Annotated in this window: 22 protein-coding genes and 1 pseudogene; 7 read left to right on the top strand and 16 right to left on the bottom strand. The window is 67.1% G+C overall.

Features of this window, described 5'->3' with window-relative positions:
• Positions 1 to 3 precede the first annotated feature (3 nt).
• Together BST42_RS09260 and BST42_RS09255 are read left to right on the top strand one after the other, a co-directional pair.
• Complete coding sequence (locus BST42_RS09260) at positions 4 to 1,518, top strand: flavin-containing monooxygenase (protein WP_083118263.1); 1,515 nt, start codon at positions 4 to 6, stop codon at positions 1,516 to 1,518.
• Positions 1,519 to 1,603: 85 nt separating this feature from the next.
• Entirely contained in the window at positions 1,604 to 2,629 is a 1,026-nt protein-coding gene (locus BST42_RS09255; RefSeq protein WP_083118262.1) for an NAD(P)H-dependent glycerol-3-phosphate dehydrogenase, read from the top strand.
• Between the two features lie 6 nt (positions 2,630 to 2,635).
• Here BST42_RS09255 and BST42_RS09250 read toward each other — a convergent pair whose 3' ends face one another.
• From BST42_RS09250 to grcC1, 3 genes are all read right to left on the bottom strand, one after another.
• The gene (locus tag BST42_RS09250) at positions 2,636 to 3,187 is read right to left on the bottom strand and encodes a hypothetical protein (protein ID WP_083118397.1); all 552 of its coding nucleotides are present in this window, start codon (positions 3,185 to 3,187) and stop codon (positions 2,636 to 2,638) included.
• A gap of 93 nt (positions 3,188 to 3,280) precedes the next feature.
• Positions 3,281 to 4,147 carry a zinc metalloprotease HtpX gene (gene htpX / locus BST42_RS09245; protein WP_083118261.1) on the bottom strand — a complete coding sequence of 289 codons (867 nt, stop codon included), beginning with the start codon at positions 4,145 to 4,147 and terminating at the stop codon, positions 3,281 to 3,283.
• Between the two features lie 74 nt (positions 4,148 to 4,221).
• The gene (grcC1, locus tag BST42_RS09240; RefSeq protein WP_083118260.1) at positions 4,222 to 5,229 is read right to left on the bottom strand and encodes a nonaprenyl/(2E,6E)-farnesyl/geranylgeranyl diphosphat synthase; all 1,008 of its coding nucleotides are present in this window, start codon (positions 5,227 to 5,229) and stop codon (positions 4,222 to 4,224) included.
• Between the two features lie 20 nt (positions 5,230 to 5,249).
• Here grcC1 and menJ point away from each other — a divergent pair, with 20 nt between their 5' ends.
• Positions 5,250 to 6,470, top strand: a complete 1,221-nt coding sequence (gene menJ, locus BST42_RS09235; RefSeq protein ID WP_083118259.1) for a menaquinone reductase MenJ — start codon at positions 5,250 to 5,252, stop codon at positions 6,468 to 6,470.
• A gap of 92 nt (positions 6,471 to 6,562) precedes the next feature.
• Positions 6,563 to 8,128 carry a phytoene desaturase family protein gene (locus BST42_RS09230; protein WP_083118258.1) on the top strand — a complete coding sequence of 522 codons (1,566 nt, stop codon included), beginning with the start codon at positions 6,563 to 6,565 and terminating at the stop codon, positions 8,126 to 8,128.
• A gap of 54 nt (positions 8,129 to 8,182) precedes the next feature.
• Here the strand turns inward: BST42_RS09230 and BST42_RS09225 are convergent, their stop codons facing one another.
• Positions 8,183 to 8,869 (bottom strand): demethylmenaquinone methyltransferase, encoded by a 687-nt coding sequence (locus tag BST42_RS09225; protein ID WP_083118257.1) that lies wholly within the window; start codon positions 8,867 to 8,869, stop codon positions 8,183 to 8,185.
• 56 nt (positions 8,870 to 8,925) lie between these two features.
• Between BST42_RS09225 and BST42_RS09220 the strand changes: the two genes are divergently transcribed.
• Positions 8,926 to 9,750, top strand: coding sequence for an SDR family oxidoreductase (locus BST42_RS09220; RefSeq protein ID WP_083118256.1), 825 nt, complete (start codon positions 8,926 to 8,928; stop codon positions 9,748 to 9,750).
• 315 nt (positions 9,751 to 10,065) lie between these two features.
• Here BST42_RS09220 and BST42_RS09215 read toward each other — a convergent pair whose 3' ends face one another.
• A complete protein-coding gene (locus tag BST42_RS09215; RefSeq protein WP_083118255.1) occupies positions 10,066 to 11,196 on the bottom strand; it encodes a glycosyltransferase family 4 protein in 1,131 nt (376 codons plus the stop codon).
• 90 nt (positions 11,197 to 11,286) lie between these two features.
• Here BST42_RS09215 and BST42_RS09210 point away from each other — a divergent pair, with 90 nt between their 5' ends.
• A complete protein-coding gene (locus BST42_RS09210) occupies positions 11,287 to 11,949 on the top strand; it encodes a DsbA family protein (protein WP_083118254.1) in 663 nt (220 codons plus the stop codon).
• Here BST42_RS09210 and BST42_RS09205 read toward each other — a convergent pair.
• From BST42_RS09205 to BST42_RS09165, 9 genes and pseudogenes are all read right to left on the bottom strand, one after another.
• Entirely contained in the window at positions 11,910 to 12,431 is a 522-nt protein-coding gene (locus tag BST42_RS09205) for a DUF3592 domain-containing protein (RefSeq protein WP_083118396.1), read from the bottom strand. The genes BST42_RS09210 and BST42_RS09205 overlap by 40 nt on opposite strands.
• Positions 12,431 to 14,056, bottom strand: coding sequence for a 2-succinyl-5-enolpyruvyl-6-hydroxy-3-cyclohexene-1-carboxylic-acid synthase (gene menD / locus BST42_RS09200; protein ID WP_083118253.1), 1,626 nt, complete (start codon positions 14,054 to 14,056; stop codon positions 12,431 to 12,433). The genes BST42_RS09205 and menD overlap by 1 nt, the downstream gene beginning before the upstream one ends.
• Before the next feature lie 35 nt (positions 14,057 to 14,091).
• A complete protein-coding gene (locus tag BST42_RS09195) occupies positions 14,092 to 14,880 on the bottom strand; it encodes an alpha/beta fold hydrolase (RefSeq protein ID WP_083118252.1) in 789 nt (262 codons plus the stop codon).
• Entirely contained in the window at positions 14,877 to 15,620 is a 744-nt protein-coding gene (locus tag BST42_RS09190; RefSeq protein WP_083118251.1) for a DJ-1/PfpI family protein, read from the bottom strand. Before BST42_RS09190 ends, BST42_RS09195 begins: the two co-directional genes overlap by 4 nt.
• 11 nt (positions 15,621 to 15,631) lie before the next feature.
• Positions 15,632 to 16,579, bottom strand: coding sequence for a GlxA family transcriptional regulator (locus BST42_RS09185; protein ID WP_083118395.1), 948 nt, complete (start codon positions 16,577 to 16,579; stop codon positions 15,632 to 15,634).
• A gap of 61 nt (positions 16,580 to 16,640) precedes the next feature.
• A pseudogene (locus BST42_RS09180) lies at positions 16,641 to 17,784 on the bottom strand (LLM class flavin-dependent oxidoreductase).
• A gap of 84 nt (positions 17,785 to 17,868) precedes the next feature.
• Complete coding sequence (locus tag BST42_RS09175; RefSeq protein ID WP_083118250.1) at positions 17,869 to 19,359, bottom strand: amino acid permease; 1,491 nt, start codon at positions 19,357 to 19,359, stop codon at positions 17,869 to 17,871.
• A gap of 78 nt (positions 19,360 to 19,437) precedes the next feature.
• Entirely contained in the window at positions 19,438 to 20,238 is an 801-nt protein-coding gene (locus BST42_RS09170) for a serine/threonine-protein kinase (protein ID WP_083118249.1), read from the bottom strand.
• Positions 20,239 to 20,247: 9 nt separating this feature from the next.
• Positions 20,248 to 21,147, bottom strand: coding sequence for an SDR family oxidoreductase (locus BST42_RS09165; protein ID WP_083118394.1), 900 nt, complete (start codon positions 21,145 to 21,147; stop codon positions 20,248 to 20,250).
• Between the two features lie 75 nt (positions 21,148 to 21,222).
• Between BST42_RS09165 and BST42_RS09160 the strand changes: the two genes are divergently transcribed.
• Positions 21,223 to 21,777 carry a TetR family transcriptional regulator gene (locus tag BST42_RS09160; RefSeq protein WP_083118248.1) on the top strand — a complete coding sequence of 185 codons (555 nt, stop codon included), beginning with the start codon at positions 21,223 to 21,225 and terminating at the stop codon, positions 21,775 to 21,777.
• 26 nt (positions 21,778 to 21,803) lie between these two features.
• Here BST42_RS09160 and BST42_RS09155 read toward each other — a convergent pair whose 3' ends face one another.
• Together BST42_RS09155 and BST42_RS09150 are read right to left on the bottom strand one after the other, a co-directional pair.
• A complete protein-coding gene (locus tag BST42_RS09155; protein WP_083118247.1) occupies positions 21,804 to 22,790 on the bottom strand; it encodes an o-succinylbenzoate synthase in 987 nt (328 codons plus the stop codon).
• Positions 22,790 to 24,355 (bottom strand): long-chain-fatty-acid--CoA ligase, encoded by a 1,566-nt coding sequence (locus tag BST42_RS09150; RefSeq protein WP_083118246.1) that lies wholly within the window; start codon positions 24,353 to 24,355, stop codon positions 22,790 to 22,792. Before BST42_RS09150 ends, BST42_RS09155 begins: the two co-directional genes overlap by 1 nt.
• Positions 24,356 to 24,365: the final 10 nt, after the last annotated feature.

Below are 24,365 nucleotides of genomic sequence, written 5' to 3'. Positions count from 1 at the left end.
GCGATGACCGCCACCCCGGAGACTGCCCCCGTACCCGCCGAGAGCGATGGCGGGTCCTACGACGTCGTGATCATCGGCGCCGGCTTCTCCGGGATCGGCGCCGCCTACCGCATCGCCGAGCGCAACCCCGGCACCCGCTACGTGATCCTGGAACGCCGCGAGCGGATCGGGGGCACCTGGGACCTGTTCCGCTACCCCGGCGTGCGCTCGGACTCCAGCATCTTCTCGCTGTCCTGGCCGTGGGAACCGTGGGTGCGCAAGGAAGGCGTCGCCGACGGCGACCACATCCGCGAATACATGGAAAACACCGCCCGCAAGCACGGCATCTTGTCCAACATCCATTTCGGAACCCACGTGCAGTCGGCCGATTGGGATTCAGCCACCGATACCTGGACCGTGCACGCGGACGAGAACGGCGAACGCAAGACCTACCGCGGGCGCTTCGTCTTCTTCGGCTCGGGCTACTACAACTACGACGAGGGCTACACCCCCGACTTCCCGGGCCTCGAAACATTCGGCGGCACCGTCGTGCACCCACAATTCTGGCCGGAGGATCTCGACTACACCGGCAAGAACGTGATCGTCATCGGCAGCGGGGCCACCGCGGTCTCGCTGATCCCCGCGCTGGCGCAGAAGGCGGCCAAAGTCACGATGCTGCAGCGCTCACCGACCTACCTACTGGCCGGCTCCCGGGTCAACCCGCTCATCGAAGCGGTCCGGAAAGTCCTTCCCCGCAAGATTTCTCACGCGTTCGCCCGCTACTTCGCGGTCGCCTTCGAAAGCGTCGTGTGGTTCCTTGCCCGCACCGTGCCCGGCCTGGCCCGCAAGATCATCCGCGCCCAGAACCTCAGCCGGCTGCCCGCGGGCTATCCGGTCGACGTGCACTTCAAGCCGCGTTACAACGTCTGGGATCAGCGCCTGTGCCTGGTGGCCGACGGTGACTTGTTCGAGGTGATCTCCGACGGCCGCGCTGAGGTCGTCACCGATCACATCGACCGCTTCGACGACACCGGCGTCACGCTGAAGTCGGGTAAGCACCTCGCGGCCGACATCATCGTCACCGCGACCGGTCTGCAATTGCAGGCCCTCGGTGGTGTGCGAATCACGTTGGACGGCAACGAGATCAAGCCTCAGGAATTGTTCTCCTACAAGGCCCACATGCTCGAGGATGTGCCGAACCTGATCTGGTGCATCGGCTACACCAACGCGTCGTGGACGCTGCGCGCGGACATGACCGCGCGGGCGGCGGCCAAGCTGATCGAATACATGAACTCACACGGCTACACCCACGCCTTCCCGCACCGGGGCGGCGAACCCATCGCCGAGAAGCCCGCGTGGGACATCCAGGCCGGCTACGTGTTGCGCAACCTGCACGCCCTGCCGAAGTCCGGTCTCAAGCGACCGTGGGTGGTTCGGCAGAACTATCTCGCCGACGCCTTCGACCACCACTTCATCGACAAGATCGACGAGGACATGACGTTCGGACGGATCGCGTCCCCGGCGCGGGTGGCCGGATAGCCCAGCCGCGGATGGGGTGGGTGCACATTCCCCGATTGCACGAACTCCCCATGAACAACCGGCTATTCGCAATACGCTGACCACCATGACTTCTCAACGCCGCGAACCCAAGGTCGTCGTGCTCGGTGGCGGGTCCTGGGGTACCACCGTCGCATCCATCTGCTCGCGCCGGGGGCCGACGCTGCAATGGGTGCGCTCGGAGGAGACCGCCAAGGACATCAACGAGAACCATCGCAACTCGCGCTATCTGAGCGACGAGGTCGAACTCTCGGAAACCCTGCGGGCCACCACCGATTTCAGCGAAGCCGCCGAGTGCGCCGACGTCGTCGTCATGGGTGTGCCGTCACACGGTTTCCGCGGCGTGCTGGCCGAGCTGAGCAAGGAGCTGCGCCCCTGGGTTCCCGTCGTCAGCCTGGTCAAGGGCCTCGAGCAGGGCACCAACATGCGGATGAGTCAGATCATCGACGAGGTTCTGCCCGGTCACCCGGCCGGCATCCTGGCCGGGCCCAACATCGCACGTGAGGTCGCCGACGGGTATGCGGCCGCCGCCGTGCTGGCCATGCCCGACCAGCACCTGGCCGCCAACCTCGCGAAGATGTTCCGCACCAAGCGGTTCCGCGTCTACACCACCGACGACGTCGTGGGCATCGAGATCGCAGGCGCGCTGAAGAACGTCTACGCCATCGCCGTCGGCATGGGCTACTCGCTGGGCATCGGCGAGAACACCCGGGCGCTGGTGATGGCTCGTGCCGTGCGGGAGATGTCACGGCTCGGCGAAGCCATCGGCGGGCACCGCGACACCTTCGCCGGCCTGGCCGGCATGGGTGACCTGATCGTCACCTGCACCTCACAACGCAGCCGCAACCGTCACGTCGGCGAACAACTGGGCTCCGGCAAGACCATCGAGGAGATCATCGCTTCGATGAATCAAGTCGCCGAGGGCGTCAAAGCCGCCAGCGTGATCATGGAGTTCGCCGAGAAGTACGGCCTGAATATGCCGATCGCGCGCGAGGTCGATGCCGTGGTCAACCACGGCGCCAACGTCGAACAGGCCTACCGCGGCCTGATGGCCGAGAAGCCCGGCCACGAGGTCAACGACTCACACTTCTGACACGGCTCAGCCGGGGAACGACGGGAACAGCGGGTTCGAGTTCTTCGGCCGATCCAGCATCGGGCTCGGGCCCGACGTGAACGTCGCCCCGGGTCCGACGACGAAGCCGACCTGGTCGTGGTTGTTCACGCATGCCACCACCCCGCCGCCGTCGACGCCGCAGCTGACGTCGCGGAAGCTCAGCCGGGTGTTCGGCGGCAACGGCTTGACGTCACCGGCCACCGCATACAGCGGCGCGGGGCTGCTCGAGAAGCCAGGCTGGCCGGACGGACCGGCGCTGACCAGGTTGGCGCCATCGGGTGCGCCTGGCAGCGGTCCACTGCAGCCGTAGCCGCCGTTCCCCTTGTCCAGCACGCAGACCACTCCCGGCGGGCCGGCGAAGGCGTACCAGTTGCCGCCCATCGCCGTGTAGTCCACCGGGCTCACGGGCTTGTATGCATTGACGTTCGGAAGGACCGGGGCGGGCGCCGGCTCGGGATCGGCCGCGGCCATACCCGGCGTACCGATCGCCGCCGCCCCCGCGACGCTCACCAGGCCGATCAGGATTCTGCTCAGCATCATCACACCCTACGTAAGCGCCACCGATGGCGCAGTTTGCGGACTCACCTGGTCCTTCGGCATAGCGGTCGCGATTCGTTACCGCCAAGCCGATCAGTGGCCGGCCATCTTCTCCAGCCGCGCGATGCGATCCTGGATCGGCGGATGGGTGGAGAACATCTTGCCGATCTTCTCCCCGGAGCGGAACGGGCTCGCGATCATCAGGTGCGCCTGGTCGGCCAGCTGCGGCTCGGGAGGCAGCGGCGCGTTCTCCACCCCGCCGCTGATCTTGCGCAAGGCCGACGCCAGCGCCAGCGGGTCGCCGGACAGTTCGGCCCCGGACTCGTCGGCCTGGTATTCACGGGAGCGGGACACGGCCATCCGGATCAGCGTGGCAGCGATCGGACCGAGCAGCGAAACCAGCAACAGTGCAAAGGGATTGGCACCGCCTTCGCGGTTGTTGCCGCCGAACATCCCGGCGAACAGGGCGATGTTGGCCAGCGCGGTGATCACCGAGGCGAGCGCACCGGCCACACACGAGATCAGGATGTCGCGGTTGTAGACGTGCGACAGTTCGTGGCCCAGCACTGCACGCAGTTCACGCTCGCTGAGCAGATTCAGGATGCCGGTGGTGACGCACACCGCCGCGTTGCGCGGGTTGCGACCGGTGGCGAATGCATTCGGGTTGGCCGTGTCGCTGATGTAGAGCCGCGGCATCGGCTGATGCGCCGTCGTCGCCAGTTCGCGGACCATCGAGTAGATCTGCGGCGCCTGAACCTCGGTGATCGGCTGGGCGTGCATGGCGCGAAGCGCGAGCTTGTCGGAGTTGAAGTACACGTAGACGTTCATGCCGATCGCGAAGACCAGCGCGAGGAACATCACGTTGCGCCCGAACAGCGAACCGAGGAAGACGATCAGCGCCGACATCCCAACAAGCAGCGCGAACGTCTTGAACGTGTTGGCGGTCGGATGCCAAGTCATCAATTCCTCCTCCGAGCAAACGCACTCTCCGGGAGGTTAACGCCTCGAACAGACCGTGAGGTTCCGCGACGCCGTCAGCCGTGCCGGTTGATCGTGTAATCCATCAGTGACGCCAGTGCGCGCCGGCCCGGTCCGTCGGGCAAACCGGCCAGCTCGTCGCCGGCCTGCTCGGAGTAGCGCTGCACGGTGGCCTTGGCCTTGGCGATGCCGTCGCCGGCGCGCAGCAGTGCCAGCGCCTCGGCCAGGGCGTCGTCGTCCTCGATCGGGCCCTTCACCAGCTCACGCAGCCGCTCGGCGTCCGGGCCGGTCTCTTGCAGCGCGTATAGCACCGGCAGGGTGTGCACACCTTCGCGGAGGTCGGTGCCCGGGGTTTTGCCCGACTCGTCGGGATCGCTGTCGATGTCGATGATGTCGTCGGAGATCTGGAACGCGGTACCCACGATGCCGCCGAGCCGGCTCAGCCGCTCGATCTGGTCGTCGTTGGCGCCGGCGAACGTGGCCCCGAATCGGCCCGACGCCGCGATCAGGCAGGCGGTCTTCTCGTAGATCACCTTGAGGTAGTGGTCGACGGGGTCCACACCGTTGGTGTTGCCCTTGGTCTCGCGCATCTGACCGGTGACCAACTGCGCGAACGTCTCGGCGATGATCCGGACCGCGTCCGGGCCCAACCGGCTCACCAGCCGCGACGCCGTCGCGAACAGGTAGTCGCCGGCCAGGATCGCGATGTTGTTGCCCCACCGGGCGTTGGCGCTGGGCGCCCCGCGCCGCATCTGGGCCTCGTCCATGACGTCGTCGTGGTACAGCGTGGCCAGGTGCACCATCTCGATCACCGCGCCGGCCACCGTGACCTGCCAGGCATCGGGCTCCGGGCCGATCTGCGCGGACAGCACCGTGAACAGGGGACGGAAGCGCTTGCCGCCGGCCTCGAACAGGTGCACGACGGCTTCGGTCATCAGCTCGTCACCGCCGCGCAGTTCGGTGCTCATGAGCTCTTCGACACGACCTACCCCGTCGCGGACGTTCTTGGCGAAGGCCGGATCACCAAAGTCCACCCCTGCTACCACCGTGGCCGGAGTACTCACCCTGCCAACATACTGGGGACATGGACTTGCGGTCAGATGTGGTCATCGTCGGGGCCGGTCCGGCCGGCTCCGCGGCGGCCGCCTGGGCTGCCCGCCGCGGCCACGAGGTGCTCGTCATCGACGCCGCCGAGTTCCCCCGCGACAAGCCCTGCGGCGACGGACTCACCCCACGCGCGGTGCTCGAGTTGCAGCGGCTCGGTCTCGGCGACTGGCTCGACGGCCACATCCGCCACGACGGGCTGCGGCTGTCCGGGTTCGGCGCCGACGTCGAGGTCCCCTGGCCCGGGCCGTCGTTTCCTGGTTCTGGCTCAGCGGTACCCCGAACCGAACTCGACGACCGGATCCGCAAGGTCGCCGAGGACGCCGGCGCGTCGATGCTGCTCGGCATCAAAGCCGTTGACGTAAGGCGTGATTCGCGCGGCCGCGTGGAGGCGGTGGTGCTGGCCGACGGGTCGCAAGTGTCATGCCGCTGGGTGATCGTGGCCGACGGCGCACGCTCACCGTTCGGGCGGGCGCTCGGCAGGCAATGGCATCAGGAGACGGTGTACGGGGTGGCCGTGCGCGGATACCTCGCGTCGCCGCGGGCTGGCGAGCCGTGGATCTCCTCAGACCTGGAGTTGCGGTCCGTCGACGGGCAGGTGCTGCCCGGATACGGCTGGATCTTCCCGCTGGGCAACGGCGAGGTGAACATCGGCGTCGGCGCCCTGGCCACCGCGAAGCGGCCCGCCGACGTGGCCTTGCGGCCGCTGATCAAGCACTACACCGACCTGAAGCGCGCCGCCTGGGGATTCGACGGCCCGCCGCGCGCGGTGTCCTCGGCGCTCTTGCCGATGGGCGGGGCGGTCTCCGGGGTGGCCGGACCCAACTGGGTGCTGATCGGGGACGCGGCGGCGTGCGTGAACCCGCTCAACGGCGAGGGCATCGACTACGGGCTGGAAACCGGTCGACTGGCCGCCGAGATGCTGGGTTCTGGAGATCTGTCGTTGGCGTGGCCCGCTGTCTTGCAGGCGCACTACGGGCGCGGCTTCTCGGTGGCCCGGCGGTTGGGGCTGCTGCTGACGCTGCCGCGCTTCCTGCCGCTGACCGGGCCGGTCGCGATGCGCTCCTCGCGGCTGATGGGCGTCGCGGTGCGGGTGATGGGCAACCTGGTCACCGACGAGGACGCCGACCTGGTGGCGCGGGCATGGCGCGTGGCGGGCATGGGATCGCGAATCCTGGACCGGCGCAAGCCGTTCAGCTGACCCTGACGCGCTGTGAGGACCGCCGCTCACAGAAATGACAAATTTGACAAAACTTCTTCACATCGCAGCGGTTGCGGCATAAGCTCCGCCGCATGAGTGACTACGACGCGATCATCGTGGGGGCCGGACACAACGGTCTGACCGCAGCGGTGGTGCTGCAGCGAGCCGGCTTGCGCACGCTCTGCCTGGAGGCCAACACCTACAGCGGCGGCATGTCGGCCACCGTCGAGCTCATCGACGGGTTCAAGTACGAGATCGCCGGATCAGTGCGCTTCCCCACCGCGCAGAAGATCAACAGCGAGCTCGGCCTCGACACGTTGCCGACCATCTCGTCGGAGATCATGTCGGTCAACCTCGGGGAAAACGGCGAGGAAGCGATGGTCTTCCACAGCGACCCGATGGCGATGATGACCCATCTCAGCGAGAAGCACGGCATGGACGCCGTGATGGCGATGGCCAACCTGTACGCCTGGAGCACCGGCCCCGGCAAGGCACTCGGCCGCTTCGACGCGCTGGCGGCGCCGAAGACCATCGACGAGATGTATGCCTGTGCCGCAGACGAAAACGAGCGGCGCGCCATCCACGAGATGCTGTTCGGCTCGGCGATGGACGTTGTCGACCGGTTCCTGCCCGACAAGGAAAAGCACTCCGTGATCCGCGGCATGCTGGCCTTCCTGGCGGTGAACTCCACCTATCGCGGCCCGTACACCCCGGGCAGCGCAACGTGTTTGGCGTTCGCGATGGCCATGCCCCCGGAGGGCGGCCAGATGACCACCAAACTCAAGGGTGGCATCGGCGTGCTCGCCGAGCATCTGCGCGACCTGTTCGTCGATGCCGCCGGGGAGATGCGTTACCGCACCAAGGTCGAACAGATCCTCGTCGAGGACGCCCACGTCACCGGGGTGCGCCTCAAGGACGGTGAAGTGATCAACGCACCCATCGTGGTGTCCAACCTCGCCCCCGAGACCACACTGCTGGATCTTGTTGGTGTCGACCATCTTCCGTCGTCGCTTGTGACCCGGCTCGGCGGCCGCGATCACCGCGCGTCGTTCATGCAGATCCACTTCGCCCTGGACGGCTTACCCCAGTACGCCGCCCCCTACGACTTTTTGAACGCGCCCGGCATGCAGATGTCGGTGGGTATGTTCGGGTCACCGGAAGAACAGCAGCGCCAGTGGGAGATGGCCCGGGGCGGCGAGGTACCGGACAACCCCGCGCTGTCGATCCAGATGCCCACGGTCGGCGATCCCGAGATGGCGCCGGAGGGCAAGCACGCCGCCAGCGTGTACGCCTACGGCTTCCCGATCGAGGCTCCGCGCGATCAGCACGGTCACCTGAAAACCGTTATGGCGGAACGGGTTGTCGACAAGATCAACCGCTACGCCCCGAACTTCAAGGACATCCTGATCCGCGACATCACGTTCGCGCCGTATCACATGAACACCATGTTCGCCGCACCCAACGGCGACTTCTGCCACGGCCTGCTGCAGCCCGAACTGATGGGGGTCAACCGGCCCGGACCCAAGGGGTTCATCGACGAGCCGATCCCGATCGAGGGCCTCTACCTGGGCGGCGCAGGCTGCCACGGCGGACCGGGCATCACGTTCATTCCCGGTTACAACGCCGGGTATCAGGTGCTGGAGGACGCCGGCCGCTGAAATCTGGCGCGATTTCCGGTGTAGAGCACCGGTTAGCGCGCCCGATTCGGCGGATCAGGCCTTGACGGCGTAGTGCAGCGCGACGATCCCGCCGGTGAGGTTGCGCCACCGCACATCCGACCAGCCGGCGTCGCGGATCTGCGCGGCCAGCGCCGCCTGGTCGGGCCAGGCTCGGATGGACTCCGCCAGATAGACGTAGGCGTCCGGGTTGCTCGACACCGCGCGGGCCACCCGCGGCAGCGCCTGCATCAGGTACTCCTTGTAGACGGTGGAGAACACCGGCACCACCGGGGTGGAGAACTCGCACACCACCAGCCGCCCGCCGGGACGGGTCACCCGCGCCATTTCCCGCAGACCCGCCGGGTGGTCGACGACATTGCGCAGCCCGAAGCTGATCGTCACCGCGTCGAACACCGCGTCGCCGAACGGCAGCTTGGTCGCATCGGCCGCCACCTTCGGCACCGCCCGCGCGGCGCCGGCCCGCAGCATGCCGACCGAGAAGTCCGCGGCCACACACCACGCGCCGGAGCGGGCCAGCTCGACCGTCGACACCGCGGTCCCCGCCGCCAGGTCCAGCACCCGGTCACCGGGTCCGATGCCCAGCGCCGAGCGTGTCGCCCGCCGCCAGACGCGGTCCTGCCCCAGCGACAGCACGGTGTTGGTGATGTCGTACCGCCGCGCGACGGCGTCGAACATCGACGCCACATCGCGGGGATCCTTGTCCAGCGTCGCGCGGCTCACGGTGCCGACGCTACCCGAGCGGGAATGCGGAGCCTGTCGATGCGTTGGCTAGACGCATGAGCGAAAAAGTGTGGTTCATCACCGGGACATCGCGCGGCTTCGGTCGGGAATGGGCGATCGCTGCCCTGGACCGCGGCGACAAGGTCGCTGCCACCGCGCGCAACACCGACAGCCTGTCCGACCTGGTCGACTCCTACGGCGACGCCATCCTGCCGATCCAGCTCGACGTCACCGACCGGGATGCCGACTTCGCCGCCGTCAAGCAGGCGCACGACCACTTCGGGCGCCTCGACATCGTCGTCAACAACGCCGGCTATGGGCATTTCGGCTTCATCGAGGAACTGTCCGAAAGCGATGCGCGCGACCAGCTCGAGACCAACGTCTTCGGCGCGCTGTGGATCACCCAGGCCGCGCTGCCGTATCTGCGCGCCCAGGGCAGCGGACACATCATCCAGGTGTCGTCGATCGGCGGCATCACCGCCTTCCCGCTCGTCGGCATCTACCACGCCTCGAAGTGGGCGCTGGAAGGCTTCTCGCAGGCGCTGGCTCAGGAGGTCGCCCCGTTCGGCATTCACGTCACGCTGATCGAGCCGGGCGGATTCGACACCGACTGGTCCGGCTCGTCCTCGAAGCGTTCGGCCGAACTGCCGGACTACGCCGAACTGCACCGCCAGGTCGACGAGGCCCGCAAGCAACGGTGGTCTGCGCCCGGCAACCCCAAGGCGTCGGCGTCGGCCATTCTCAAGGTGGTGGACGCACCGACTCCCCCGCTGCGGGTGTTCTTCGGCGAGTCACCGCTGCAGACCGCGAAGGCCGACTACGAAAGCCGCATCGCCAACTGGGAACAGTGGCAGCCGGTCGCCGTCGAGGCCCAGGGCTGATCAGATCGCGTGCGCGTCGACTCTCGGTAGTTGACGCGCACGACTCGCCATACGTTCGCTGAGGTGGATCAGTCGATCCTCGTGCCCAGCGGGCATGGTGTAAGCCAACTTACGGAGTTCGAGTGCGAATTCACTGAGATCTTGGCGATACGACGCGTCGTTCATTCGGACGCCCCCGGGTCTTGGAGAGTTGGTGTTGTCATTGCCTTCTTTGGCATTCAGCGTTCCCCCGCTTGCGTTAAGTGTGCGCCCGCTCACATGCTATGAAAAGGCTTCTCAGGAACAATTAAGGAAGTCGTTTGGGTGGCGCCAGACTCAGGCCGCGCGGCGGCGACGCCCGGTGAGCCGCACCGCTTCGTAGTGGCCCAGCAACTCGTCGCAAATCACCGGCCAGGTCCGGCCGAGCACACTGCGGCGCGCGGCGAGCGAGTAGCGCGCCCGCTCGTCGAGCAGATGATCTACCGATTGCGGAAGGCGCGCTTCGAATTCCGCGACCGTCAATAACAGTCCGGTTCGGTACGGTGCCACCAGATCTCGCGGCCCACCGGCGTTCGGCGCGATGACCGGCAAACCCGAGGCCATCGCCTCCTGCACGGCCTGGCAGAACGTCTCGTGCTCGCCGGGGTGGACGAAGACGTCCATGCTGGCGTAGGCCGTGGCGAGCTGCTCGCCGTACAGCGCTCCGGTGAACACCGCCGACGGCATCAGCGCGCGAAGCTTGTCGCGGTCGACACCGTCGCCGACGATCACCAGTTGCAGATCGTCGCGGCGGGCAAGTACCGCCAGCCGCTCCACATGCTTCTCCGGTGCGAGCCGCCCGACGAAGCCGACGATCGGCTTACCGGCCGGTGACCAGCGCGCCCGCAGCTCGTTGCTCCGTGCCGATGGCGCGAAGCCGGTGACGTCGACACCGCGGGCCCACTGAAACACCCGCGGAATGCCATGGGCGGCAAGGTCTTCCATCGCCGCGGTAGACGGTGCCAGCGTCCGGTCGACGCGTGAATGTAGATGCTTGTTCCACGCCCAGGCCGCGCGCGACGCGACGCCGATCCCGTAGCTCTGGGCGAATCCGGCGATGTCCGTCTGGTACACCGCAACCGTCGGCACGCCGAGGAACCGGGCGGCTTGCAGCCCGCCATATCCCAGCAGTGCAGGCGAGGCCAGATGCACCACATGCGGATCGAAGCCGCGCAGCACTCCCACCATGCGTGGCCGCGGCACCCCCAGCGGCAGTGACGTCACTTTGGGGAACATCCGTGACGGCACCCGGTGTACCCGGATCCCGTCGTAGACCCGTTCCGCCGCCGGTTCACCACGCGGGCTGTCCGGGGCGATCACGAGTGCTTCATGGCCGGTGCGGCGGAGATGCTCAAGCACCCGCAACACCGAGTTGCTCACTCCGTTGACGTTGGGCAGGAAGGACTCGGCGACAATTGCAACGCGCACGATTTCGAGAGTGACAGCGGCGACTGTCAGCGAGGTTGCGCCCAGGCATACACGACACGAAAAACAGGTGGAACGCGGTACCGTGCGAGCATGCGGTTCTGGTCTGTGCTCGTGGTGGCGCTGGTCGTGCTAATCACCGGTTGTAGCAGGGAAATTGTCGGTGTGGCACAGATGGATCCGCGCGGGCCGGGGACGGCGCTGAGCAAGGACGGCTTCGGCATCGTGGCCGGCGACCCGGACGCGCGGGTCCACATCGAGTTGTACACCGAACCGCAATGTAGCCACTGCGCCGATCTGCAGAAGGACTTCGGCGACGACCTGGCCCGCTACATCAATCTCGGCCAGCTCGCCGTCACTTATCGCCCGTTGACATTTCTGGACGACAAGCCCGGCGGCTACTCCGACCGGGTGAGCAACGCGATGTTCCTGGCGCCGGGACCGAACACGTCAGGCAAGGCATTCCAGGCGTTCGTGCAAGATCTTTGGGGCCACCAGGATTCGCGCGGCAAGGGACCCAGCGACGCTCAGATCGCCGACATGGCTCGCGAGAGTGGAATTCCTGCCCCCGCCGTCGATGCGATGCGGGCGGGCAAGCCCGCGTTGGACGTCCAGGAGATGGCGGACACCAACTTCGAATACCTTTACGAGGTCGACCCCATCAACACCGGTACTCCAACGGTGTTCGACCTCAACACCAACGAGAAAATCGACATCTACGACAACAACTGGTTGTCCAAGCTGATGTCGACCTGATCCAACCGGCGTTCCAGCAGAACCAGGCCCGTCAATACCAGCCCGCCGATCAGCCACGCCACCACCGCGATCGAGCCGGCCGGAATGATCGCGAGCGCAGCCGTACGGTGTTGCACGCGAACAAGATCCGGGTTCTTGCGGTCGTACTCGACGTAGATGCGCATTCCCTCGGCCAGCTCGGAGGGATACAGCACACCGAGCTCGGGACGGTAGGTGACGCGGTCCGGGGTGACGAACTCGATCGTCGAGCGCCGCGGGCCTGCCGAGAGGACTTCAGCCTGCGCCACACCCATGTTGTGTTCGATCTGCTGATCGTTGCGCCACGCACCGGCGACCAACAGCACTGATTGCAGGGTGACCAACCCGACCAGGATCCACACCGCACACTTGCTCCAGCGCAACACTTTCCGGCGCGTGGTGTCGACGATGTCCGGCTCGCGCCGGGGCAGAGCCTGTGCCAGCAGGGCCTGGAGCCGGGCGATCACAGCGCCGACCGGATCGCGGCGTGCAGCTGCCGCAACGACGATCGATCGGCTTTCACTTCGAGAACCCGCATACCCTCAAAGGGTTCGGCGAGCGCGCCGCCGAGTTGGTCGACCTCGATCTGGCGGGCGTCGATGTGATACGCCCGGCACAGGGCGCCGACGTCGACGTCGTGCGGGGTGCCGAATATCCGCGCCGACACATCGGAGAACCGCGGGTCGCCCTGTTCGAGCAGTTCGAAGATGCCACCGCCGTTGTCGTTGGACACCACGATCGTCAGGTTCTTCGGCGTCGGCTCGGTCGGGCCGATCAGCAGCCCCGAGCTGTCATGCACGAATGTCATGTCCCCGATCAGACCGATGGTCCGGCCGGTGTGCGCCAGTGCCGCGCCGATGATCGTCGAGACCGTGCCGTCGATGCCCGCCACTCCCCTGTTCGAGCGCACCTTGATGCCCTCGGTGTTCAGTCCGACCAGGGCCGCGTCACGGACCGGGTTGGAGGCGCCGAGCACCAACTGATCCCCCGGACGCACCGCGGCGGCCACCGCCGCCGCGACGTGCAGGCCGGTGGTCAGCGGGTGAGCGCTCAGCTGCCGGCGCACCGCCGCCATGGTGTGCGCGTTGACCTCCGCGCAGCGCTGCAACCAGGCCGGATCGGGAGTGCCGCTGGTCTGCGCACGGGTGCCGGTGGCCGCGGAGTTGCCCGACACATCCGGCCAGCGCGGACCTGTCGTCAGGGCGAACACCGGAACCGACGGGTCTGCCAGCAGCGTCGACACCGGCCGGTGCAGGGTCGGGCGCCCCAGCATGATCACCTGGCGGGGCCGCAGCAGCGGCAGCGCCAGCGGATGCAGCGGGTTGGCGGCGTGTGGGGCCGTCGGCTCGGCGACCGTCGGTAGCGCGGCCAGGTTCGGGTGGACACCGGCGCCGTGCCCGGCGATCACGACGGTGTCGGGCGTCAGATCGATGTCCAGTGGCTGGTCGAAGGCCACCGGCGGGCTGTACGTCCACGGCTTGCCGTCCGGCCGGCCGGCGGGGACCGCGGCACCGGCAGACTCCGCGTCTGGCACCAGCGGCTCCCGCAGCGGGATGTCGAATTGGACCGGCCCGGCGTTGGCCGAGCGCGCACCGGTGGCCGCGGCGAGCACCCGGCAGGTGGCCGAGCGCCATTGCGCGTTCAGTGAGTCGAGCTTGTCCTGGCCCCCTTCGGCGAGGCCCAGGCTGATCGACGCGCGGACCTGGGTGCCGAAGTAGCCGAGCTGCTCGAAGGTCTGGTTGGCGCCGGTGCCCAGCAGCTCGTACGGCCGGTTGGCCGACAGCACGATCAGTGGAACCCGGGCGTAGTTGGCCTCGACGACGGCGGGACCCATGTTGGCCACCGCGGTGCCCGAGGTCATCGCCACGCACACCGGGGCGCGTTCGGCGACCGCGAGACCGATCGCCAGGAAGCCTGCGGTGCGCTCGTCGATGCGGACGTGCAGCCGGAGCCGGCCGGCCCGGTCGGCATCGGAGAGTGCGAAGGCCAGCGGCGCGTTACGGGAACCCGGGCACAGCACGACGTCGCGGACGCCGCCGCGGATCAATTCGTCGACGACGACGCGGGCCTGGGCCGTCGATGGGTTCATTACTACAGCGTGTCACACGTCGATCGGGCTCGACATCAGACAAGAGTGCCTGCGAAAAAGTCCAGCATCGCGTTGTTCACGGTGTCCGGGCGCTCCAGGAATCCCAGGTGGCCGGTGTGCCCGATCTGCACATATCGGCCGTTGGGGATGGCGTCGGCGACCTCACGGCCCAGCGCCGCCGGGGTGAGCAGGTCGTCGGCGAACCCGATCACCAGCACCTCGTTGGTAATCGAACGGTAAGCAGCCAGCCGGTTGTCCTTGGGGTAGACCTCGAGCTGGGCGCGCAGCCCGGGAGTGCGCTTGATTGGGAAAGCGGTGAACATCTCCACCCAGTCGCCGATCGCCTTCTCGTCGTTGATGGTCTTGGGTGAGAAGTTCTCCAGCACACGCACTTTCGCCGCATATGCGGGCGGCAGCTGAATGCCGGCCTTGGTGAGTTCGACGTCGGCGGCCCGAAACGATTTGCGGGTGCGGTCCAGACGGCCGCGGGTGCCCATCAACACGGCCTGGGTGACCAGCTCCGGGCGGGTCAGCATCAACTCCTGGGCGATGTAGGCGCCCATCGAGATCGCCACGATCCGGGTGGGTCCGCCGATCACGTCCTCGATGAGGGCCGCGGTGTCGGCGATCATCTGCTCCGGGGTGAAGTCGCCGGCTTCCTCGGTGGCCCCGATTCCGCGGTTGTCGAACGTGACGCACCGATAGCCCGCCGCCAGGAACCGCGGAATCTGGTGGATGTGCCAGGTCCGGCCGGCGCCGCCGGTGCCGGCGATGAACAGCACCGGATCGCCGGAGCCGTTGTCCTCGTAGGCCAGGTTGATCACCTGGCAGAGGCTACGCGACCCCGTTTCCGCCGTGCCTTCGACCGCGCGGCGTCGATGGCGCCGGACCACAGCAGCGATGTCATCGCCTTGAGCTGGGTGGGCGTCGCCAGATCCTTGGCCATCAGCGCGGCTGCGGACGCCTTGGTTGCCGCCGATGCCTTCGACATGTGCCCGGAGTCGAACGGCGGCTGCGGGTCGTACTCCATCGACAGCTGGATCACCTTGGCGCGCTCCTCGCCGCCGATCTGTCCGGCCAGCCACAGCGCGAGGTCGATGCCTGCCGACACCCCGGCGCTGGTGACGATGTTCCCTTCGTGGACCACTCGCTCGTCCTTGACCGGGGTGGCCCCGAGCGCCTTGAGCGCGGTCAGTGCCGCCCAGTGCGACGTCGCCCGCTTGCCCTTCAGCAGTCCCGCTGCCGCGAGGATCACCGACCCGGAGCACACCGATGTCGTCCACGTCGCGGTGCGGTGCGCCTGACGGACCCACTCCAGCAGCTTCTCGTCGCGGGAGTGTTCGATCGTCGTCATCCCACCGGGCACGAGAATCACGTCGGGAGAGGGTGTTTCGTCGAATGAATGGGTGGCGCCGACGACGAGAACGCCGGAGTCGGCGGTGATCGGACCGGTTTCGTGCCACACGAAGCGAACCTCGGCGTCGGGCAGCCAGCGCAGCACCTCGTAGGGTCCGATGAAATCCAAAGCGGTGAAACCGGGATAGAGCACGATGGCGATCTGCATGACATTCTCCTTTATGCGAACGTTTTGCGGTATTGGTCGGGTGAGACGCCGACCCGGCGAATGAAGTTGCGGCGCAACGTCTCTGATGTTCCGAAACCGCACCGGGCGGCGATGGTGACGACGGTGTCGTCGGTCTCCTCGAGCTGACGACGAGCGGCTTCGGTGCGGACGCGTTCGACGTAGGCGCCGGGGGCCTCGCCGACCTCCTCGGTGAACACCCGGGTGAAGTGCCGCGGACTCATCGCGGCGCGGCGGGCCAGTTCGGTGATGCTATGGGCGGCACCGGGTTCGGCCTCGATGGCCTCCTGGACCTCGCGGATGGGTTGACGCCGCGCCCGCGGCATCCACACCGGCGCCGCGAATTGCGTCTGGCCGCCGGGGCGGCGCAGAAAGAGCACAAGGTAGCGCGCGACGGTCTGGGCGACTTCGGTGCCGTAGTCGTCCTCGACGAGCGCGAGCGACAAGTCGATGCCGGATGTCACCCCGGCCGCGGTCCACACCGTGGCCGAGCTTCGCAGAAAGATGGGCTCGCGGTCGACGGTCACGGCCGGGAATTCGCGGGCCATCCGGTCGGCGAACGCCCAGTGCGTGGTGGCGCGGCAGCCGTCGAGCAGGCCGGCTTGGGCAGCCAGGAACGAGCCGGTGCACACGCTGACGACGCGGCGCGAGTTGGCCGCGGCCGTCCGAATCCAGGCCATGGTGGCCGGATCCGCGCGGGCGTCGTCCACGCCGGGACCGCCGGGCAGGACCAGGGTGTCGATGCCGTTGGGTTCGGGCATCGCCTCGGTGACGAAGGCCAAACCGGTGGGGGTGCTTGCCGGGCGGCCGTCGACGGAGGCGACGCTGACCCGGTAGCCGCCCTCGGTGAGCAGCGCGGCACCGGTGAACACGTCATGCGGCCCGACCAGGTCGAGGGCCTGCACGCCGGGAAACCCGAGGATCACCACCGATCGCGCCATGCGTTCAGTGTCGAGGCCGGCGGTGATGGCGTCTAGGCCATGCACCCCACAGATCAGGACATCACAGCTTCCTGAGGCGCCGCACGGCCTGCATCAGCGGCAGCATCGACGCTGCGCCTTTACGCAGACTGCGCTGCAATGGCCCCACGTTCGCGAGCACCACGTACTCGACGCCACAATCCCGCCACTGGGCAACCCGCTCCACGATCTCCTCCGGCGTCCCGCACAGCAGGCAGTCGCGGACCACCTCGGTGGGGATGGCTTTGACGTGTGACAACGCCGTCTGTTCGTCCATGTCCTGCGGCAGGATGTCCTGCGCGCCGGTGAAGCCGATGCCGAGTGGATGCTGGGCGCCGTGGCGAGCGTAGAAGTGATCGGGAGCATTCAGTGCCGCTGCTCGGACCACTTCGGAGTCGAGCGCTTCATCGAGGTCGTCGCGATTCCGGGCGGCCAACGTCATCAACCAGAGCGCCGGCTTGATCGACATCGGGTCGCGCCCTGCGTCAGAAGCTGCGGTGCGCACGGCCTCGAGGCGCTGCGCGTATTCCTGCGGAGTGTGCGGGAACGCCGGATAGAAGCCGTCGGCGTAGCGACCGGCCGCGCGCAACATCCGCGGACCGTGAGCGGCGATCCAGATTTCCGGCCACTTGCCCTTGTACGGCGGCAGATCGAAGAGCGCATTCCGCAGTGGGAAGAACGGCGAGTCGCGATTGACCAACTCCCTTGGAATTCCACAACGCTCGTATCGTCGCCATGGCTTCCTCGAACCGCGCCACCGGTTTGGACCATTCGACGCCGTACGGTTCATTGCCTTCTCGTTCGCCACTGCCGATTCCGAGGATCGCGCGACCGCGGCTCAGCAAGTTCAGGGTGGCCGCGGCCTGCGCGGTGACCGCCGGATTGCGCCGGCCCGTGTCGGTCACTCCGATGCCGAGGCGCAGGCGTGCATGGTTGCGCGCGGCGATGTTGCCGAGCATGGTCCACGGCTCCAGGTACGCGTCGCCGCGCGGCAGCAGGGTGGCCCCACCGCAGTATTTCGGGTTGTTCCACAGTGACCGCGGAAACAACGAATTCAGGTGATCGGGCACCCAGAACGAGTCCACCCGTGCGGCGGCCGCGGCCGCGTAGTTGGCTTTGGTGAGGAAGTCGACCGTGGGGCGTGCCGCCACGATGGGGTCCATCATTCCGACGCGGAGAGTTGACATCGGTTCAGTGTCGGGGCCGCCGCCACGGTCGACTTGCGTAGCGACCTACTTCAATTCCGCCTTCAATTCCGCTGAGGCTGCCCGTCAGCGGGGCTCGCGGTCCTCGCGCAAGTACTCGTCCATCAACGGGGTCTCGGCGGAGATCGGGTAGTCGCCGGTGTACCCGACGCGCTCCTGTGCCATCTCCAGCACCCGCCCGCGGACCGCATACCAGCCGATTGTCAGCAACGGGACGAGGGCCACGATGGCCACCAGATTCCAGTAATTCTCGTAACACATCAGCCCGGTGACGACCGCCAGGAAAGCCAGCGTGGCATAGCTCGTATACGGCGTCCCCCACAGGCGGAACGCCGGCCGGCTCAAGATCCCCTTCTGCGACCAGCGATACAGTTGGATCTGGCAAATGACGATCGTCGCCCACGATGCGATGATGCCGAGCGCCGAGAGGTCCAGCGCGATGTTGAACGCCTCGGCCGGGACCACGAGGTTGAGGAACACGCCGACGACCGTGAAGCAGGCGGTGAGCGCGATACCGGCGAACGGCACGCCGCGTTTGGACATCCGGCCGGTGAACTGCGGTGCGCTCCCGTTCATCGCCATCGACCGCAGAATCCGGCCGGTGGAATACAGGCCCGCGTTGAGGCTGGACAGCGCCGCGGTCAGCACCACGAAGTTCATGATCGTGCCGGCCGCCGGGACCCCGATGCGGGAGAAGAATGTCACGAACGGGCTCTCCCCCTGCTTGTAGGTGGTGTACGGCAGCAGGAGCGCCAGCAAGATCAGCGAGCCGACGTAGAACACCGCGATGCGGAACACCACCGAGTTGATGGCCTTCGGCATGACCTTGTCCGGATTCTCCGTCTCACCGGCGGCCGTGCCTACCAATTCGACTGCTGCATAAGCGAATATGACCCCCGAGGTGATGACCACCAACGACAGCAGACCGGTAGGGAGGATCCCGCCGTGGTCGGCGATGAGTGACGGTCCGGTGGTCGAACCCTCGACGGTGAAGCGGCCGGCGAGAAACACGATGCCGACAACAAGGAACGTGACGAGTGCGACGACCTTGATCAGGGCGGCCCAGAATTCCATCTCGCCGAAGACCTTGACCGAGATCATGTTGACGGTCAGCACGATCACCAAGGCGATCAGCGCGATGGTCCACTGCGGGATTGCCTTGAAGGCGCCCCAGTAGTGCATGTAGAGCGCGATGGCCGTCACGTCGACGATCGACGTGCACGCCCAGTTGAAGAAGTACATCCAGCCGGCCACGTAGGCCGCCTTCTCCCCCAAGAACTCTCGGGCGTAAGACACGAAAGACCCCGATGATGGCCGGTGCAGTACCAGCTCGCCCAGCGCGCGCAGGATGAAGAAGACGAACACACCGCAGACGGCGTACACCATGAATAGTCCCGGGCCTGCCGTATGAAGGCGCCCCCCGGCACCCATGAACAGGCCGGTGCCGATCGCTCCCCCGATGGCGATCATCTGCAACTGCCGGGGCTTGAGCCCCTTGTGATAGCCGACGTCCTCGTGGGCCAACGCGGAATTGTCGTATGTAGTTGGCGCTCCCATTGGCCGGGAATATCCAGCAGGCGCCCTACCCCAAACGCACCTGCGGTTAAACCTCGGTTACGCAACGTTTCCCGGGTGTCACGTCAGCGCTCGGGTGATCAACCGGACGAATTCCGTACACGTCTGGTACCGGGACTCCGGACGTTTCGCCATTGCTTTCGCCAGAATGGAGTCGAACGCGCGGGGCACCCAATCGATCCTGTACGACAGCCGCGGCGGCGGGTGATGAAGGTGGCGGTCGAAAAGCCCCATCGGGGTGGCAGCCGTGAAGGGTGGAGCGCCGGCGATCAATTCGACTGCGGTGCAGGCCAGTTCGTACTCATCGGTGGCGGGCGACGGCGTCGACCCGGTCAACAGCTCTGGTGCGGCGTACGGTAGGGACGCTTGTACATGGGACGGTCGGGCGGCCACCGGCGGGGACTGCTCGCCCATAACATGGGCAACTCCGAAATCGATCAGGACTGCACCGACATCCAGAAAGCTCTTGGCGACAAGGATATTCGTCGGTTTGACGTCGCAGTGCACAACGCCGTTGTGGTGCACGTAGTCCAGCGCTTCGGCGACCTGCGCGAGCGCCGACAGCTTGTCGGCCAACGATGCCAAGGCAGCGACAGAGCCGCCGTCGACATATTGCATGGCGAGCCAGGTGGGTCCGTGGTCGAACATCGCGGCGATGTGCGGGTGCTGCAGGCCCCGGGCGATCTCGAATTCGCGGTGCAAGCGTTCGATGGCCGCCGGGTCGCGATGATCGTCGGTCAGGATCTTCAGCGCCACGCCGGGTTCGGATTGCCGGTGAGCCAGGTACACCATCGCGTTACCGCCGCGGCCCAGTATTCGTTCGACGACGTAGTCGGCGAACGAATCACCTGGACGCAGCACATGCCAAGCCTATCGGCGGCTGACCTCGGCGGCGAAGTAGTGACCCTGTTCGAGGTCTTCGAGCAGGCCGATGTTGGTCGGTTGCCAACCGAACCGTTGTTGGGTGATCTCACTGCTGGCCGGCATGTCGATACCGAAAAACGCTCCGATCCAACCGAAGTGGTCGAATGCCGCTTCCGGCGCGACGCTGATGACCGGCACACCGAGGTGGCGCCCGAAACTCTCGGCGATGTCACGGGTGGTGACGGCTTGCTCGCCGACCGCGTGCAGGATGGTCCCGGTCAGCGCGGACTCGGCAGCGAGCCGGAACAATATCGCGGCGTCATCGCGGTGTACGGCCGACCAGCGATTGGTGCCGTCGCCGGGAAAAGCCGAAACACCCTTGGCGCGGGCCACGTCGATCAGAACGGGGATGAAGCCGTAGTCACCGTTGCCGTGCACCGTCGGCGCGAGACGCACGATCGACACGCGCACATCGCGCTCGGCGAACGCGAGCGCCGCGGACTCGGAGGTTCGCGGCGACTGCGGGCTGGCGGGACGGTCCTCTGTGAGGATCTCGCCGGGTGCATGTCCGGCCGTGCCGCTGGTGACGACGAGTGGCCGGCCGGAACCGGCGAGCGTCTCACCGAGGGCGGCGATCGCGTTGCGGTCGAGTTCGCCGGCGTCCACGAAGTTGTCGAAATCGTGGTGGAACGCCAGGTGAATGACGCCGTCCGCGTCTTTGGCGCCACTGCGCAGGCTATCGAGGTCCGCGAGGTCGCCGCGGTGAACCTGGGCGCCCGCGGCAGTGAGCTTCTCGGCGGATGCGTCGGAGCGGGCCAAGCCGAGTACCTGGTGGCCGGCCGCGAGCAGCTCGGGCACCACCGCCGAGCCCACCCAGCCGGACGCTCCGGTGACGAATATCTTCATGAAAACCTCCATGTCAGTCGCTGTCATCGAACCTAGCGCTGATGTCAGCAACTGTCATCCCGCTAAAATTCCCGCATGGGCCGCTGGGAACCGGACGCGCCGGGCCGTCTGCAACAGGCGGCCATGGCGCTGTACGCCGAGCGCGGCTTCGACCAGACGACGGTCGCCGAGATCGCCGAGCGGGCCGGGCTGACCGAACGCACCTTCTTCCGGTACTTCGCCGACAAGCGTGAGGTGCTCTTTGGCGGTCAGCGTCAGCTCCTTGAGCAGTTCACCAAAGGTGTTGCGGAAGCTCCTGATTCGGCCGGTCCGCTAGACGCGGTCAGCACGGCATTGCAGCAGGCGGCGGCATTCTTCGACGGTGGACGCGACGGATCACGCCAGCGCCAGGCGGTGATCGACGCGAATCCCGCGCTGCGGGAACGCGAACTGAGCAAGCGCTTCGCGCTGGCTGCCGCGATGGCCGACGGGCTGGTGAGCCGCGGCGTCGCCGAGACCACCGCGCGGTTGACGGCCGAGGCCGGGGCCGCGGTGTTCCACCTCGCCTTCGAGCAATGGCTGGCCGACGACAAGTACGACCTAGCCCACTTCATCCGAGCCGCGGTCGCCGACCTGAAGGCGAGTATGTAGCGCCGAGATCGACGTTGCGCAGAGGTTTACTCGCGATTGCCCTGCGGTTCGTCGGTTCGGGCGAGGAGAGCGTGACATGCCTTGACGCGGGTGATCCACCAGTCGCGACGGGCGGGCGGCGCGGCGAGTGCGGCCAGGCGCGCCGGGTCGGGCACCACGTCGCCGACGGCCATCCCGCCGTCGACAAGTCTGATGTCTGCCACGTCCTCGATGAACAGCCCACCGGTGCCCAGCCCGCAAGCGTGCTCCAGTTGTGGCAATGCCGCCGCCGCGGTCAGTCCGGCCGCGATGCCGACCGCGGTATCCAGCGCGCTCGAGATCACCACCGGGATGTCGATCTCGGCGGCGATATCCAGCAGTGCCCGCACGCCGCCCAGCGGCGGCACTTTGAGCACAGCGATGTCGGCTGCCCGCGCACGGACCACGGCCAGCGGGTCGGCCGCCTTGCGGATGCTCTCGTCGGCGGCCACCGCGACGTCCACCCGGCTGCGCACCTCGGCCAGCTCGGCCACCGTTTTGCATGGCTGCTCAAGGTATTCCAGCGGACCATCGGCGGTCAGCGCAGCCGCGGCAGCCACGGCCTGCTCGACCGTCCACCCGCCGTTGGCGTCCACCCGCACCGTCGGGATCACCGCCCGCACCGCGTTGACCCGGGCGACGTCATCGGCCAACGTCTGACCCGGCTCGGCGACTTTCACCTTGGCGGTGCGCGTCCCGGGAAAGCGCTCCAACACCTCCGGCACCTGATCGGCATCCACCGCGGGGACCGTCGCATTGATCGGCACCACATCGCGAACGACCGAAGGCCGTGCCCGGTAGGCCGATTCGATTCCGGACGCCAACCAGTGCGCCGCTTCGGGCGGCTCGTACTCGACGAACGCGCCGAACTCACCCCAGCCCGCGGGCCCGTCGATCAGGGCCACCTCGCGAACCATGATGCCGCGGAAGCGAACCCGCATCGGCAGGGCGAGAACGTGCAACCGGTCCAGCAGATCGTCCAGCGCCACTGCCATCAGATCGCGCGGCCGCGGTTCTCCCAGTACGGGTTGCGCAGATCACGCTTGAGCAGCTTGCCGGTGGGGTTGCGCGGCAGCGCAGGCGAGATCTCCACGCTGCGCGGGCACTTGTAGTGCGCCAGCCTCTCCCGGCACCAGGCCACCAGTTCCTCTTCGGAAGCCTCTGCCCCGGCGGACAATTCGACGACGGCCTTGACCGCCTCGCCCCATTTCTCGTCCGGGACACCGAACACCGCGGCGTCGAGCACCGCCGGATGATCGGTGAGCACCCGCTCGACCTCGACGGAGTAGATGTTCTCACCGCCGGAGATGATCATGTCCTTGAGCCGGTCCTCGACGAAAATGAAACCGTCTTCGTCGACGCGGCCGATGTCACCGGAGCGGAACCAGCCGTCCTCGGTGATGGAACCGGCGGTGGCCTCCGGCTTGTTGTGATAGCCCTTCATCAACTGCGGTGTGCGGAACCACAATTCGCCCGGCTGACCGACCGGCACCTCGGCCAGGGTATCGACGTCGACGACCCGCACCTCCACCTCACGGGACGGCTGGCCCGCACTGATCAGCCGCTCCGGTCGCGAGTCGTCGCGATGCACCTCCGGGGAGAGCTGGGTGATCGCGCCGCACACCTCGGTCAGGCCGTACACCTGAATGAAATCGGTGTCGGGCCAGGCCTTCAGCGCCGACTTCAGCAGCGCCGGCGGCATCGGGGACGCACCGTAGACGAACGTGCGAAGGCCGCTGAACAGCTTGACCGCATCCTCGCCGGACTCCAGCACCTTGCCCAGCACGGCGGGCACCAGGAACGTCCGGTTGGCGCCCTGCAGGAGCGCACCGGCCAGCGACGCACCGTCGGCCTCGCGCGTCATGATCGTCGGGATGCCGGCGTGGATGCCGTACTGCACGTAAGCCGACCCGCCGACGTGGAACAGCGGCATCGCCACCATGTTCTTGTCGTCGTCACCGAACTCGAACGTCGCGGCGTTGATCGTGTGTGCCAACACATTTCGGTGCGACAGCACCACACCCTTGGGCTTGCCCGTGGTGCCCGACGAGTACATGACCAGGCAGGCGTCCTCCGGATCGACATCGGCCGGGCGGCCTACCGGGGTGGCGGCGGCCAGCAGGGCCTCGTATCCGTCACCGTCCGCGCCGTCGGGCGTGACCTCGATGACCTCCGAGACGTTGGTCAGCTTGTCGCGGATCTTGTCGACTGCGCCCATCAGTTCGGTGCCGACGATCAACAGTTTGGCGCCGGAGTCGTTGAGGACGTAGTCCATCTCACCGGCGGCCAGCCGGAAGTTGATGACGGCAGTGGCCGCGCCGATCGACGCCGCCGCCAGCGTCAGCTCGACGCACGCCGGGTGGTTCTTGTCCAGGAACGCCACCACGTCGCCGCGGCCGATTCCGCGCTCGGCCAGAGCGCCTGCGAGGCGCCGGATCCGGTCGTCCCACTGCGCCCAGGTCCAGCTGCGGTCCAGGTAACTGATGGCCTGGCCGTCGGGCTTGTGCTGCGCCCAGTACGCCGGCCGGTCATCGAGGAAGCGTGGTTCGGGTGGTTGCATACGAGCCAGA

The sequence above is a fragment of the Mycolicibacterium rhodesiae genome (genome assembly GCF_002086695.1).
Lineage (GTDB): Bacteria > Actinomycetota > Actinomycetes > Mycobacteriales > Mycobacteriaceae > Mycobacterium > Mycobacterium rhodesiae.
Note: the sequence above shows the minus strand (reverse complement) of the source record. Positions and strands in the feature narration are given on the sequence as shown.

Coding starts and splice junctions, on each gene's coding strand:
- BST42_RS09260 (WP_083118263.1), top strand. CDS start 4: ATGACCGCCACCCCGGAGACTGCCCCCGTACCCGCCGAGAGCGATGGC.
- BST42_RS09255 (WP_083118262.1), top strand. CDS start 1,604: ATGACTTCTCAACGCCGCGAACCCAAGGTCGTCGTGCTCGGTGGCGGG.
- BST42_RS09250 (WP_083118397.1), bottom strand. CDS start 3,187: ATGCTGAGCAGAATCCTGATCGGCCTGGTGAGCGTCGCGGGGGCGGCG.
- htpX (WP_083118261.1), bottom strand. CDS start 4,147: ATGACTTGGCATCCGACCGCCAACACGTTCAAGACGTTCGCGCTGCTT.
- menJ (WP_083118259.1), top strand. CDS start 5,250: ATGGACTTGCGGTCAGATGTGGTCATCGTCGGGGCCGGTCCGGCCGGC.
- BST42_RS09230 (WP_083118258.1), top strand. CDS start 6,563: ATGAGTGACTACGACGCGATCATCGTGGGGGCCGGACACAACGGTCTG.
- BST42_RS09220 (WP_083118256.1), top strand. CDS start 8,926: ATGAGCGAAAAAGTGTGGTTCATCACCGGGACATCGCGCGGCTTCGGT.
- BST42_RS09210 (WP_083118254.1), top strand. CDS start 11,287: ATGCGGTTCTGGTCTGTGCTCGTGGTGGCGCTGGTCGTGCTAATCACC.
- menD (WP_083118253.1), bottom strand. CDS start 14,056: ATGAACCCATCGACGGCCCAGGCCCGCGTCGTCGTCGACGAATTGATC.
- BST42_RS09190 (WP_083118251.1), bottom strand. CDS start 15,620: ATGCAGATCGCCATCGTGCTCTATCCCGGTTTCACCGCTTTGGATTTC.
- BST42_RS09185 (WP_083118395.1), bottom strand. CDS start 16,579: ATGGCGCGATCGGTGGTGATCCTCGGGTTTCCCGGCGTGCAGGCCCTC.
- BST42_RS09175 (WP_083118250.1), bottom strand. CDS start 19,359: ATGGGAGCGCCAACTACATACGACAATTCCGCGTTGGCCCACGAGGAC.
- BST42_RS09165 (WP_083118394.1), bottom strand. CDS start 21,147: ATGAAGATATTCGTCACCGGAGCGTCCGGCTGGGTGGGCTCGGCGGTG.
- BST42_RS09160 (WP_083118248.1), top strand. CDS start 21,223: ATGGGCCGCTGGGAACCGGACGCGCCGGGCCGTCTGCAACAGGCGGCC.
- BST42_RS09155 (WP_083118247.1), bottom strand. CDS start 22,790: ATGGCAGTGGCGCTGGACGATCTGCTGGACCGGTTGCACGTTCTCGCC.
- BST42_RS09150 (WP_083118246.1), bottom strand. CDS start 24,355: ATGCAACCACCCGAACCACGCTTCCTCGATGACCGGCCGGCGTACTGG.